The sequence below is a fragment of the Bartonella bacilliformis KC583 genome (assembly GCF_000015445.1).
Lineage (GTDB): Bacteria > Pseudomonadota > Alphaproteobacteria > Rhizobiales > Rhizobiaceae > Bartonella > Bartonella bacilliformis.
In genome coordinates, this window is sequence record NC_008783.1 from 358,811 (window position 1) to 372,543 (window position 13,733).

The following is a 13,733-nucleotide window of genomic DNA, read 5'->3' on the forward strand; positions in this document are numbered from 1 at the left end:
ACTTGAGATCCTGCGCCTATTTAAGGAGTGTATTTATGCAATTCAAATTTACTAAGTTTTTTTTGACATCAGCTTTATTGATGAGTACGAGTTTGTGGGCTATTGCTCAGGATCATGTGAAGGTTGCACAGAGTGATTTGAATAGCTTGGAAGAAGCCTCTGAGAAACCTGTTGATCCCTCTCATGTTATGGCAACTATTGATGGAAAAAATATTACAGCAGGGCAGTTAGATGAATTGGCGCTTGAAATTAATCCTAATTTAGTACGCATTCCTGATGAACAACGCCGTATAACAGTATTAAGGGCCTATTTGGATATGCAAGTGCTTGCTAAAGCTGCTATTCAAGAAAATATTCATAAAACAGAAGCTTATGATAAACGTATGGCTGTTATGCGCGATAATATTCTTCAGCAGCTTTATTTTAAACAGATGGTTGTTGATAAGATTACAGATGGTGATTTAAAAATTCTGTATGATAAGGAAGTTGCAGCTCTGCCAAAAGAAGATGAAGTGAAGGCGCGTCATATTTTAGTTAAAACGAAGAAAGAAGCACAAGCGATTATTAAGCGTTTGAAAAAAGGTGAAAATTTTGAAGAGATTGCCAAAAAAGATTCAACAGATGGTTCCGCTGCTGTTGGTGGTGATCTTGGTTATTTTAGTTACGGCCAAATGGTTAAACCCTTTGAGGATGCTGCATTTAGTCTGAAAGTTGGTGAATACACTAAAAATCCCGTTGAAAGCCCATTTGGTTGGCATATCATTAAGGTAGAAGATCGTCGTCTGAAGCAACCTCCTGAATTTGATGATGCTAAGGAAGTATTGCGTGCACAGATTATAAAAGATCGTTATCAGCAGCTGATCGCTGATTTGCGCAGTAAGATAGATGTAAAATATCCTGATTCTAGGGTTGCAGAACTTATGCAATCTTTTAATGAAAATGGTGAATCTCTACCAGGTTCTTTTCCTGATGAAGAAGAATAATGTATTTTAAGCTAAACTGCTTAGTTTATTTGTTTTTTCAAAAAACTCAGCGATGACGTAGATTACATTAATCCTTGTTGATTTGGATGGGAGAGCATGTAATGGCTATAAAGGGATTATCTTTGTATCCAGAAACGATACAGGATCTTCCACCATTATCTGGTGTTCGGATAGCGACGGCTGAAGCCGGGATTAAATATAAAAATCGTATAGATCTCCTCTTTATCATTTTTGATGAACCAGCAAATGTGGCAGGTGTTTTTACGCGTTCAAAATGTCCATCTGCTTCTGTGGATCATTGTCGTGCCTCCCTTTCTCACGGAGTTGCTAGAGGGATTGTTGTAAATTCTGGGAATGCAAATGCTTTTACAGGATATAAAGGAAAAACAACAACAAAAGCAATCGTCAAGGCTGCAGCAGACATTTTGAAAGTTAAAGAAAATGAGATTTTTTTGGCTTCTACTGGTGTGATTGGTGAGCCAATGGATGAGTCTTGTTTTTTGAATTTGTTGCCGAATATGGCAGCTATGGCGGAAGAGGGAAATTGGCTAAAAGCTGCAAAAGCTATTATGACGACAGATACATTTCCCAAATTTGCAACACGTAAATTTGATTTTGGGGGAGAGCCTGTTATCATCAATGGGATCGCGAAAGGCGCTGGTATGATCGCTCCAGATATGGCGACAATGCTTTCTTTTGTGGTGAGTGATGCAGCAATTTCTTCAGATATACTGCAATCCATGTTGTCAGAGGGAGTTCAGGGCTCTTTTAATTCAATTACTGTTGATAGCGATACGTCAACATCAGATACGTTGATGATGTTTGCAACAGGGAAAGCAAAAGGGAGTTTTCCTTGTCTGACAAGCCGATCTGATCCGCGTTATGAGGTCTTTGCAAAGCAATTAAATGATCTTTTGAGAGAGCTTGCATTACAAGTTATCTGTGATGGTGAAGGTGCTCGCCATTTAATTGAGGTTAATGTAACGGGTGCTACAACGGATAGCGCTGCTAAGACCATTGCTTTATCAATTGCAAATTCACCACTTGTCAAAACGGCCATTGCTGGTGAAGATGCTAATTGGGGTCGGGTGGTGATGGCAGTTGGTAAGGCAGGTGTTGAAGCAGACCGTGATTTATTGACAATTTGGTTTGGTGAACATCGTGTAGCCGTGAATGGAGAACGTGATCCTGATTATAGTGAAGAGACGGTTGGTGCTTACATGAAAGGTCAACATATTACAATTCGTGTTGATATTGGTCTGGGAAGCAGTAAGGCGACGGTTTGGTCTTGTGATTTGACGAAAGAGTATGTCGAAATTAACGGCGATTACAGAAGTTAATTAATGGAAGCATAAATTTTTAAATATTGAGTTTCTGTATGTTCTTTTGAAATATTGAATGTTTAGATTTTTTGCTTCAAGTGGGAGGATATAGAAGAAGTTAGGATTGTTGGAGATTAGTATGTGTACAAAAAGCTCGCTTCTTCTTGTTGTTGCGTGTGCATTGTTGGATCAAGATAATCGGGTATTGCTCGCTGAACGACCTCAGGGAAAATCACTGGCTGGTTTATGGGAGTTTCCTGGTGGAAAAATTGAGCAGGGTGAAACGCCTGAAGCATCATTGATTCGTGAATTAGAGGAAGAGCTTGGCATTTACGTTCAACAAAATGATCTACATCCTTTGACATTTGCAAGTTATAGTTATGAAACGTTTCATTTATTAATGCCATTTTATATTTGCCGCCGTTATGAGGGTATTCCTCAAGGACGAGAGGGGCAAAATTTACAATGGGTTTTCATAAGCGACTTTGGTCAATATTCTATGCCTGATGCGGATAAGCCGTTAGTTGAAGTGTTGAAAAATTTTCTTCTTTAAATGTCTGTATTGCAAAAGAAAAGTATTGATATGTACTTGCTGCATTCAATCTTTTCTATAAAGAAATCTTAAGATAGATCTTTGTTTAAAAAGGAACGGTATGATTTTGATCAAAGAATTTAAGTAAATTTTTATTTTTTACTATAATTGACTCAGTATTTTTTACATTAAAATGTAATTTTATTTTCTTTAATTGAATTTTAATATATAAAAAATCATTTTTATTCTATAAAATTAATAAAATAATTATTTATTAAAAATATTTTAAATATATATTACGAATTAATTTTGGTTAATAAATTATTTATTAAAATAAAGCTTAATAATATTAGGAATAAAAATGATATTGAATGTTTTTATTAATTTATTTTTATTTACTATGCTTTTGTTTTTACTTTTTCAAAGTAAGAAAACAAAATTAAGCTTTGCACTGCGTGTTATGATGGGCCTTGTTATTGGCTTGATTTTTGGTAGCATTTTACAGTTTGTTTATGGAGAGAGTGAATTCATTCTATTAAAATCTGTTGAATGGTTTAATATTGTTGGAGATGGCTATATATTGTTATTGCAAATGATTGTTATGCCACTGATTTCCATCTCTATCATTTCAGCAGTAGCACATTTGCATTCTTCTTATGGTGCTAGCAAAATTAGTATAATGACAATTTCAATATTGCTCTTTACGACTAGTCTTTCAGCATTGGTTGGCATCTTAGTTGTTAACGTTTTTGGATTAACAGCAGATGGTTTAGTGGATGGAGGGGAAGATGTATCGGCTATTCTTGGGCGGCATATTGCTCAATTTGGGGATATGAGTGTGCCAAAGCTGATTTTATCGTTTATTCCTAAAAATCCATTTGCTGAGTTAGCAGGAGCTAGGCCTACATCAATCATTAGTGTAGTCATTTTTTCAGCTTTTTTAGGTGCTGCAGCTATTATTTTAAAGAAGGATGATCTAGATAAAGGGGAGCAAGCTCTTTCATTAATTCAGATTATGCAATCTTGGGTTACACGGTTAGTGCGTATTGTGATTCATTTAACACCTTATGGTATTTTTGCTCTTATGACTAAGGTGGGAGCAACCTCAAATGTTGCAGATATTCTAAAATTATTGATTTTTTCTATTGCTTCTTACGTTGCTATTGTCCTTATGTTTGGAGTACACGCTATTTTGCTTAGTATATCGGGCATTAATCCGTTGAGTTTTTTCAAGAAAGTTTTTCCTGTTTTGACATTTGCTTTTAGTAGTCGTTCAAGCACGGCGAGTATTCCTTTAAATATTGAAGCGCAAACACAGTGGTTAGGTGTTCCTCAGTCGATTGCAGGTTTTGCAGCATCTCTGGGGGCAACAATTGGGCAAAATGGTTGTGCAGGCCTTTATCCAGCGATGCTTGCCACGATGATAGCACCATCTGTTGGTATTGATCCACTTGATCCCATGTGGATTATCACTCTTGTAGGTGTTGTAACATTGAGCTCCATCGGTGTTGCTGGTGTTGGTGGTGGTGCTGTTTTTGCTGCATTGATTGTCTTGCCAATTATGGGGCTTCCTGTTGCTTTAGTCGCTGTTGTTATGTCTATCGAGCCTTTAATTGATATGGGGCGTACAGCTCTTAACGTTAATGGTTCAATGTTAGCCGGAAGTATGACAAGCCAGATATTACGGGCAACGGATAAAAGCATTTTTGAAAAATAATTTGCGTCTTAAAACTTAATTTTTATTTTGTCTGTTTTTTAAAGACATCTGCAAGAGATATTTGAGCTGAGCCAGGTCGCATGGGTTTTTGTTGATTGGGATCAGGAGCCCAACCAGATAACCAGATAAAGGAGAAATGTGCGCGAATACGGCCGTCAGGATCGCTAAATTTTTGCGCGTAGATTTCAGCAGCGTGAAGAAAAAAACGCTTGGATACAGGGCGTCGCGAACGATTAATAAGGGCATTTTGCATTCCCATAGCTTTAAGGTCATGCATAAGATCAAACATTGTATTATAACGTACAGTGATGTCTTCGACATCTACAACAGGCATGGCAAAACCAGCACGTTGTAGAATAGCTCCCACATCACGAATATCAGCAAAGGGGTAGATTCTTGGGCTAACCCCGCCATACATTTCCATTTCAGTTTGAAAAAGACTTTTGCGTAATTCTTCTAATGTTCCAGCTCCAGCCATAACAGCAAGAAATAAGCCATCTGGTTTAAGGATATTTTTTATTTGATTAAGAACACCAGGGGTATCATTGGTTAGCTGTAGTGAGAGAAGTGAAATTATAAGATCACAATAATGTTTAGGAAAGTCAAGAAATTCTCGTTGACGCAAATGAAATTTTTTATTGTGACTCTGGTAGAGTATATCAGTTTCAACCCGTTCTATAGAGTGGATTTTACCAGATTTGTTTAAAGCTTCTACAGCGAGGCCCGTATGGCTATGTAAATCTAAGGCTAGTGTAAATTGGCGATCAACAGTACTCAAACGTTTATAGAGATCTTCAACGACATAAGACAGTAAAAAATCGCTCCCTTTTTGTGCTTTTTTGAAGGCACGTTTGCGGAATTGTTCAATACGCATATAATCAAAAATTAAAGGATACGACATATTGTTTAGCATTTTCTGTTTATATAAAATCATCTATTTTAGATGGGGTCATTTCTTATACATGCTATATCAAGTTTATGATGTAAAAGGAAAAGAAAATGGCTTTACAGAAGATTCAAAGCTCATCAAGAAGTAAAATTTAGCTTTAAAAGCACCGAATAAATTATCTTGTGTCAGGCGCTGTAGAAGAATAAATTAATGATGTGAATGGGGAGAGTTTCTTTAAATTATGAGGGGGGTATTGGGTAAATTTATTAAGCGCTTGATGGCTGTTGTGTATCCACCGACGTGTCCTGGCTGCAAGGTAATTGTTTCTGCTCACGGAACGATCTGTGCTGATTGTTGGAAAGATCTTCAATTTATCACAAAGCCCTATTGCCCTATTATGGGGATTCCTTTTGCTTGTGATATGGGAGATGGCTTTTTAAGTGGTGAAGCTCTTCAAACTTCTTATCCTTTTTCGCGCGTGCGTTCAGCTATTGCTCATAAAGGGTTAGCACGAACTTTAACAATAAGATTAAAATATGGTGATCGCGTGGAACTAGCACAGTTTATGGCTAATTGGATGGTGTTTGCAGGGCGTGAAATTATTGATGATTGTGATATCATTATTCCGATTCCATTGCATTTTCGTCGTTTTTTCTGGCGGCGTTATAATCAATCTGCAGAGCTTGCTCGTTATATTGCAGCAAAACAGAAAAAAAAATTTAAACCTGGTTGGCTCGTTCGTTGTCGGCATACACGTCCACAGGTTGGTTTATCTGCGAGAGAACGAAAATTTAACGTTCAGAATGCTTTTTCAGTGCCTCGTAAAATCAAAAAACGTATGCAGGGATGTTCTATCTTGCTGGTTGATGATGTTTTAACAACGGGTGTCACAGTGACCATTGCTGCTGCAACATTAAAACGTGCAGGTGCGCGACAGGTTGACGTATTAACATTTTCACGCGTGTTAAAAGATATTTCTATTTTACCTCATTCTTAAGAGCTGATAAAGAACTGATTATATAAAATGGAGAACATTATGAAAGAAGTAACACTTTATACGCGTCCTAATTGTCCTTATTGCACAAAAGCACGTATATTGCTTGATAAAAAAGGCATTAAATATACAGATATTGATGCATCAACTTCGCTTCGTCAAGAAATGGTAAAGCGGGCAAATGGACGCAATACATTTCCGCAAATTTTTATAGGTGATTACCATGTTGGGGGCTATGATGATCTTCATTCTTTAGATGCTGAAGGAAAACTTGATTCTTTACTAAACAACGCTCAATAATTATTTGTTACAATCGTCTATTGAAGTCGTTTTACGAGAAGCATGTAATTGACATCCATATCTTTTGAACGATTCCAACTATCATTGAGTGGATTATAAGTGATGCCAAGTTCGTCAATAACCTTCAGGGAATTTGTTAAGAGTAACTTTTTAAGTTCTTGAGGCTTCAAAAATTTTTTATAATCATGCGTTCCTTTGGGAAGCCAACGTAAGATGTATTCAGCACCTACAATGGCTAATCCCCAAGATTTCCATGTACGGTTGAGTGTTGCAATAAACATAAGTCCTTGTGGTTTAAGCATTTTAGCCGTTGCTGATATGAAAAGATCAACATCAGCAACATGTTCAACAATTTCCATATTGAGGATGATGTCAAACTTTTCTCCTTTATCTGCCAGTTTTTCTGCGGTAGTAGCACGATAATCAATTGAAAGGCCGCTTTGAGTAGCGTGGATTTTTGCTACTTCAATATTGTTTTGTGCAGCATCGGCTCCTATGACGGTAGCTCCAAGACGCACCATAGGTTCACATAATAGGCCGCCTCCACAGCCAATATCAAGAATTTTTAGACCAGCAAAGGGTGCAAGTGAAAAAGGATCTCGATCAAACGCTAGACAAATTTTTTCTTTAATGTAAGCAAGGCGTGTTGGATTGAATTTATGAAGTGGTCGAAATTTCCCTTGTGGATTCCACCATTCAGCAGCAATGCGCGAAAAATGATCAATTTCACTCTGATCAACTGTAGTGCGAGTTTTATTTATCATATCGCTCTCCTTTTATTTTTAATAATTAAGTCAGGTGGATTGTTTCTAAAGTCAAGAAAAAATTAGTGTGAGTGTCCTGGACTTGTGAAAGTTATAGATATTGGTTATGTCACAAAAGTGGTTTGATACGGTATAAGCCTTATTCTGACTGTCGTTTAAATAAGAAACGTAAGAGTGTTGTAAATGGCGCGTATTGTCATGAAATTTGGTGGGACATCTGTAGCAAATGTTGAACGTATTCAAAATGTTGCACGACATGTCAAAAGAGAAGTCAATGCGGGCAATGAAGTTGCAGTGGTTGTATCAGCAATGGCTGGAAAAACTAATGAGCTTGTTCAATGGACGCGTGATATTTCACCGATATATGATGTTCGTGAATATGATACAATCGTTTCCTCTGGTGAACAGGTGACGGCGGGTTTATTGGCTCTAGCGCTCCAAGAAATAGGAGTGAATGCTCGCTCGTGGCTTGGTTGGCAAATCCCGATTCGAACGGATAGTGCACACGGTAGTGCAAGGATTATAGATATTGATAAATCTTTTTTGATACAGGGTTTTCAGGAAAATCAGGTAGCGGTTATTGCTGGCTTTCAAGGAATTTCTTCAGATAATCGCATCTCCACTTTGGGACGCGGTGGGTCAGATACGAGCGCTGTTGCAGTGGCAGCAATTTTGCAGGCTGATCGCTGTGATATTTATACAGATGTTGATGGTGTTTATACAACTGATCCAAGAGTTGAGCCTAAAACACGCCGCTTATCAAAAGTCTCTTTTGAAGAAATGCTTGAACTGGCTTCTCTTGGAGCAAAAGTTTTGCAAGTTCGCTCTGTTGAACTCGCTATGGTTCACAAAGTTCGTACTTTTGTGCGCTCAAGTTTTGAGCATCCTGATGCTCCAGGCATGTGTGATCCAATTAACTCTTCTGGAACACTTATTTGCAATGAGGATGAGATCGTGGAACAACAGAATGTGACTGGTATTGCTTTTGCTAAAGATGAAGCTCAAATTTCGCTTCGTCGATTTTCAGATCGTCCAGGTATTTCTGCAGCAATTTTTGGTCCTTTAGCTGAAGCACGTATCAATGTTGATATGATTGTGCAGAATATTTCTGAAGATGGTTCAAAAACTGATATGACTTTTACTGTTCCATCAGCGGATGTAGAGAGGGCGGTTGCTCTTCTTAAGAAAAATCATAAAGAGATTGGATTTGATGTTATTCAGTTTGCAAGCGATCTTGCAAAAGTTTCTGTCGTTGGTATCGGAATGCGCAGCCATGCAGGTGTTGCGGCCACAGCATTTAAAGCTTTGGCTGAAAAAGGGATTAATATTAAAGCAATCACGACTTCAGAAATTAAGATTTCTGTTTTGATTGATAGTGCTTATACTGAACTTGCTGTAAGAACGCTGCATGCCGTTTATGATCTTGATAAAGGGTAAGCGTTTTTTATTTCAAATACTTTTTAGAATATCTCGATGTCTTTGACATATTACAATAGATAATTTGACATATTACAATGGATAAAATGACTGTCTGAGAGGAGCAGCAGGAGAGAATATGTGTGGTAACGCGTTCTCTAAAAAGCTGCATGAAATATATATTTTCAATTATGAAGTTTTTTTGATTGGATTGCTTGCTAAATAACAAACGATATGATGACAAAAATTGACTCCCTTTGATATTTTTCGTGCTGGCTTGATATTCATCCTCAGTGGGTTCTCGGATTATTCTTTGAAGAAATGAAATTATCTATTCTGTTAGAGAGTATTTTGTGTTTGGTATAGGAATGAAGAAAAAAGCCGTCTGAAGAAACCAGACAGCCTTTCAAAGATTTAGCGAAGAAGATAGTATATCGAGATCAAGGTTTATTATGCGTTTTTTTATTGTTCTTGATATAAATAAGTCCATATCCAAGACCAGCAAGAGCAGAAAGACCTGACCCACATAGGACACCGATTTTTGCGGAATTTAGTTGCGCAATATCCTGGAAAGCAAGCATTGAAACAAAGATAGACATTGTAAAGCCAATACCTGCTAAAAATCCAATCAATAATATGCCTGTCCATGTTACATGGGGAGGAAGGCGGCATAGACCTGATTTTACTGCTAGATAGCTGGCTGCAAGGATACCAAGCGGTTTACCAATACATAGACCAATAATAATACCGAGCACAATCAAGAATGATTTTTGAGAAGCAAGGTCAAAATTTGCAAAGCTAACTCCTGCATTAGCAAAGGCAAAAATTGGCATCACACCATATGCTACCCATGGATGTAGCTCTTTTTGGATGCGTATTACAGGTGCAACTATATCGCGTTGTCCTTTACGCATTTTTTTCAGTGTGGTTGAGATATGGTGTAGATCTGTGTTGGTATTTTTTTCTTGAAGAGTTTGAATTGCATTACTTAGTGTTGTAAGGGGAGATACAAGATTACGGGTAGGGAAAACTGGAGTCATCATACCTAAAATTACACCAGCAAGTGATGGATGAATGCCTGTTACCATAAGCCCCCACCAAATAATGGCACCGGGTAAAACATAGAGCCATGCTGATGCAAAGCTGATCCATTGAAAGAAGAATACCAAAGCAATGCCTGCTGCTGCAATGGCTAAACCACTAGGATCCAGATTGGTTGAATAGAAAAAAGCAATAATAAGAACGGCCATGATATCGTCAATAATTGCTAATGATAAGAGAATGATATGGAGATTGGAAGGAATAGCTTTGCCAAGAAGAGCAAGAATACCTAAAGCAAAAGCGATATCAGTAGCTGTAGGTACAGCCCAACCGTAGATGTGTCCGCCATTGAAATTGAAGCTAAGGTAAATAATAGCAGGAATACAAACTCCGCCTATTGCAGCAACAATTGGCAAAATGGCTTGTTTGACGCTGGCAAGAGCACCTTCATGAATTTCGCGCCGAATTTCCATCCCTGCGACAAGGAAGAAGATGGTCATAAGAACGTCATTGACCCAAAAATGTAAATCCCATGATAAGTTGAAATGGCCAAAATTAAAGCCAAGAGGTGTATGCCAGAAGGCTTCATACAAAGAAGTATATTGAGAGTTAGCAAGTATGAGTGCAGTAGCTGCAGCCAATAAAAGAACAACTCCACTCATAGCTTCAATATGGAGAAAGCGTTCAATAGCAGAAAATGCACGATTCGTAATAAGGGAAGCACGATTAGGTAAGCGATTTGAGGATAAATCAAGCATAAGATAACTCCAAATATCGACTAATTAAATATAATTTTTGTTGTAAATACTCTTTTGAAAAATGGTAGCTTTTTTAAATTTGTAAAAGAGAGCTATCAATTTTAAAATCAATTATATTTTTTAATGAGACGGTTCATTTTTTATAGTTAGATTCACTTTGCTAAGAACAGCTGGTAAATTATTTTGTAAGGCAACTTGAAGATCATCTGCTGTAAGTCCTTTGTTATCTTTTGCTGTTATTTGAATTTTTAATGTTTGCGGATTTTTTGCAAAATCACCAAGGGATTGTGCAATATTTTCTACGTCACAATGATTTTTCAATAATATCTTGGGGCTTTGGGTTATGATGAGATAGAAATCATCATAAAGCTCTTCTTTGAGATCATATTTGCCGTCGTCAAGATTTTGCGCAAGGTAAGAAAAAAGCTTATCAATGAATCCAAAATCTGTATAACGCATATCAATTTCGGTGATACCAAGATTTTGAGAAGCAGCAATGATTTTTTCTTTTTCACCGGAAAAAAGCGTTTTATCTACATCAACAATTTTAGCTGATATTTCTCCAGAACCAATGTCTTTGATGTTAAAGGATATTCCATTTAAAAGAAGCGCATGATTTTTTTCATCATAAAAAAAATTGATTTTTCCTGAAATATCAAGGTGTTCAAAACCCATATATTGGAGGAAATTTAAGTTTTTTTGTTCTGGTTTTTTAGGTGAGATTGAGAGATCATTAAGAGAGAGCAGAAAGCTTTCTGGTATAGGTTGTTGCCATTGGCTTGACTTTATTTGGAACGATTTAAGTGTTGTTGTTAGCTGCGGTAGGTCAATATCTACTTTATTCATTTGAACATTGATTGAAGTAATAGCTGAAATACTTGTTCTGAGAATGGTGTTTTGTGCTTCTTTTTGAGCTGCCTGATCTTTCATTTTTTTCGCGTTCAGGTAGGCTTTGATAAGTTTCTCAGGTGTTTCTTCAAGAGGTTTTATTTTTAGGTCAGACATTTTGAGTTCGCCAAGAGAAAAAGAAGCATTTTTTTCTTTTCCTTTAAAGATATCGACCATTATATCTTTGAGTGCAATAGAACCAATAACGGTTTTGCTTTGATCATCAGGATTATTTTTACCGGAGATAATCGAGTAGAGATAACTAACATCGATATCATAGGCTTGCATTTTATTGCTTTGGGCGTTCAGACGTATCTGTTTTGTACTATCAAAAGCAGCCGGTGCAAATTCTAGATGATCAACTACATTTTTGATACTTATGGAGCGAATGTGACCATTTTTGAAACCAGAAAGCTGAAAATTCTTTATGTTGAATTTTTCAGTTGGTTTGTTCGTATTTTCAGTAAAAATCAGTATGTCCGGAGCGTTAATAGATGAGATATTGACACGCATAAGCGATTGCAAAAAGCGGGATGTAATTGTGACATCTTTGTCTTTCAGGGATATGTTGCCAATAGCAATTTGGGGGATTTGTAGATGAATATCATTGTATTTTAAATCAACATCATAAAGTGTAAAAGTGCCAGGGATAAAAGCGATAGGAGGGCGACCTGAAATAGCACCAATTTTAAGAGATACGTTTTCTGGGGTTGGCAAAGTGACATTGGTCAGATTGACTTTTCCTATAATACTGACTTCGGATTTTTCTGCATTGATGGAGCGGCGAGCGATCTCACTTTTTACAAAGCTATCGAGGTGAGGTTTTGCCATATAAAAACCACCGACAACTATGATGGCAAAAATCGTAACAAATCCAACAATACAGGTCAGCCAGTATTTATAGTTATATTGATATTTATCATGAAAATTGACCATTATTTTTCTTTCGATGTTATAACTACATGTTAGAGTAAGATAAGTTTCTTAAAAAAACGATAGAGGCTCAGATATGGCACGCAAATGGGATATTTGTCTATATCTCCTTTTGCAGGTAGAGTAATTACATTTTTTTTTGCAATAAATTTTTATCGATTGTTACCAATTTTTTCTAGTTTCTGTATGTACAAAAAAGATATGATAACAGGAAAAATTACACCAACCATGATCTTAATTATTTTGCTATGTAAACTCATTTCTAAAGAGCTATCATATCTTAAATGATTGACAGAGGGTTGAGTATCTTTTTATGGAGTAAGATACTTAAAAAGTGCATATTTATTGAGAGATTGTGTAAAGGTTTTAAATGAGCGTTGTTGTAAAAAGTCCGTATATGAGGATATATGTTGATTTTGAGTTAATCTACTAATTTTAGGATTTTTAGTTTATTAAGGATACCAATTTAATCTATTTATGCGTAAAGCACAGAAATTAAACTTTTTTCCAAGGTAAGATATATGTCGTACGATAGTTTTATTCATGAAGTCAATGAAGAGTTTCGTCAGGAGAAGGTCTACGCTTTTTTGAAACGTCACGGCTTTTTGGTTATTGTTGCAGCTATCATTTTTATATTAGCGATAGTTGGTTATCAAGTTTACAGCCATAAGAAAATGAATGAGGCTAGGAATATTGGTGATATATTTATAAAAAGTCTCAGTTTAGCAGACTCACATGATTTTGATCAAGCGATGAATCAGTTAGAGCTTGTTAAAGCATCTAATTTTGCAGGTTATCCTTTTCTTGCTCGTTTGCGTGAAGCTTCTTTATTAAGTGAACAAGGTGATGCTGTTCGAGCAGTAGAAATGTTTGATACGGTTGCATTTGATGAAAAGGCACCGCAGATTTTGCAGAAAGTAGCAAAAATTCAGGCCGCTTATATTTTGGTTGATATAGGCACATTGGATGATGTTAAAAAACGTGTTCAGGATATAGCAAATGATATTGATCCTATGCGCATATCTGCAAGGGAGGCTTTGGGTCTTGCTGCTTACAAAGCTGATAAGATGGATGAAGCTGTTTATTATTTTCAAAAAATTTCTGAAGAAGGTAATTTAGGGATAAAAATAGTTGAGCGAGCGAAAATTATGCTTGAGCTCATTCAAGCTGAAGGCAAGGTGAATAAGGAATAACTT

The 13,733-nt window shown here is 36.7% G+C and carries 12 protein-coding genes; 8 read left to right on the plus strand and 4 right to left on the minus strand.

Annotated elements, in window-relative coordinates; translation table 11 throughout:
- The first annotated feature begins 35 nt into the window (after positions 1 to 35).
- The 4 genes from BARBAKC583_RS01735 to BARBAKC583_RS01750 all read left to right on the plus strand — a co-directional run bounded on the left by BARBAKC583_RS01735 (position 36) and on the right by BARBAKC583_RS01750 (position 4,554).
- Positions 36 to 983, plus strand: coding sequence for a peptidylprolyl isomerase (locus BARBAKC583_RS01735; RefSeq protein WP_005766325.1), 948 nt, complete (start codon positions 36 to 38; stop codon positions 981 to 983).
- A gap of 101 nt (positions 984 to 1,084) precedes the next feature.
- Entirely contained in the window at positions 1,085 to 2,323 is a 1,239-nt protein-coding gene (argJ, locus tag BARBAKC583_RS01740; protein WP_005766326.1) for a bifunctional glutamate N-acetyltransferase/amino-acid acetyltransferase ArgJ, read from the plus strand.
- A gap of 121 nt (positions 2,324 to 2,444) precedes the next feature.
- Entirely contained in the window at positions 2,445 to 2,858 is a 414-nt protein-coding gene (gene mutT / locus BARBAKC583_RS01745) for an 8-oxo-dGTP diphosphatase MutT (RefSeq protein ID WP_005766328.1), read from the plus strand.
- Between the two features lie 340 nt (positions 2,859 to 3,198).
- Positions 3,199 to 4,554: an L-cystine transporter gene (locus tag BARBAKC583_RS01750; RefSeq protein ID WP_005766340.1), complete on the plus strand. Its 1,356-nt coding sequence runs from the start codon at positions 3,199 to 3,201 to the stop codon at positions 4,552 to 4,554.
- Positions 4,555 to 4,576: 22 nt separating this feature from the next.
- Here BARBAKC583_RS01750 and BARBAKC583_RS01755 read toward each other — a convergent pair whose 3' ends face one another.
- Positions 4,577 to 5,455, minus strand: coding sequence for a methyltransferase domain-containing protein (locus BARBAKC583_RS01755; RefSeq protein WP_035453132.1), 879 nt, complete (start codon positions 5,453 to 5,455; stop codon positions 4,577 to 4,579).
- A 229-nt stretch (positions 5,456 to 5,684) separates the two neighbouring features.
- Here BARBAKC583_RS01755 and BARBAKC583_RS01760 point away from each other — a divergent pair, with 229 nt between their 5' ends.
- Positions 5,685 to 6,440: a ComF family protein gene (locus BARBAKC583_RS01760; RefSeq protein WP_005766344.1), complete on the plus strand. Its 756-nt coding sequence runs from the start codon at positions 5,685 to 5,687 to the stop codon at positions 6,438 to 6,440.
- Positions 6,441 to 6,479: 39 nt separating this feature from the next.
- Positions 6,480 to 6,737: a glutaredoxin 3 gene (grxC, locus tag BARBAKC583_RS01765; RefSeq protein WP_005766346.1), complete on the plus strand. Its 258-nt coding sequence runs from the start codon at positions 6,480 to 6,482 to the stop codon at positions 6,735 to 6,737.
- Between the two features lie 17 nt (positions 6,738 to 6,754).
- Here grxC and ubiG read toward each other — a convergent pair whose 3' ends face one another.
- Positions 6,755 to 7,501, minus strand: coding sequence for a bifunctional 2-polyprenyl-6-hydroxyphenol methylase/3-demethylubiquinol 3-O-methyltransferase UbiG (ubiG, locus tag BARBAKC583_RS01770; protein WP_005766349.1), 747 nt, complete (start codon positions 7,499 to 7,501; stop codon positions 6,755 to 6,757).
- Positions 7,502 to 7,684: 183 nt separating this feature from the next.
- Between ubiG and BARBAKC583_RS01775 the strand changes: the two genes are divergently transcribed.
- The gene (locus tag BARBAKC583_RS01775) at positions 7,685 to 8,938 is read left to right on the plus strand and encodes an aspartate kinase (RefSeq protein ID WP_005766353.1); all 1,254 of its coding nucleotides are present in this window, start codon (positions 7,685 to 7,687) and stop codon (positions 8,936 to 8,938) included.
- Positions 8,939 to 9,357: 419 nt separating this feature from the next.
- Here the strand turns inward: BARBAKC583_RS01775 and nhaA are convergent, their stop codons facing one another.
- Both nhaA and BARBAKC583_RS01785 read right to left on the minus strand, forming a co-directional pair.
- Positions 9,358 to 10,716 (minus strand): Na+/H+ antiporter NhaA, encoded by a 1,359-nt coding sequence (gene nhaA, locus BARBAKC583_RS01780; RefSeq protein WP_005766355.1) that lies wholly within the window; start codon positions 10,714 to 10,716, stop codon positions 9,358 to 9,360.
- A 120-nt stretch (positions 10,717 to 10,836) separates the two neighbouring features.
- Complete coding sequence (locus BARBAKC583_RS01785; protein WP_005766357.1) at positions 10,837 to 12,540, minus strand: hypothetical protein; 1,704 nt, start codon at positions 12,538 to 12,540, stop codon at positions 10,837 to 10,839.
- A gap of 518 nt (positions 12,541 to 13,058) precedes the next feature.
- Between BARBAKC583_RS01785 and BARBAKC583_RS01790 the strand changes: the two genes are divergently transcribed.
- On the plus strand, positions 13,059 to 13,730 hold the full coding sequence (locus BARBAKC583_RS01790) for a DUF2659 family protein (RefSeq protein WP_005766358.1): 672 nt from the start codon (positions 13,059 to 13,061) through the stop codon (positions 13,728 to 13,730).
- Positions 13,731 to 13,733 lie beyond the last annotated feature (3 nt).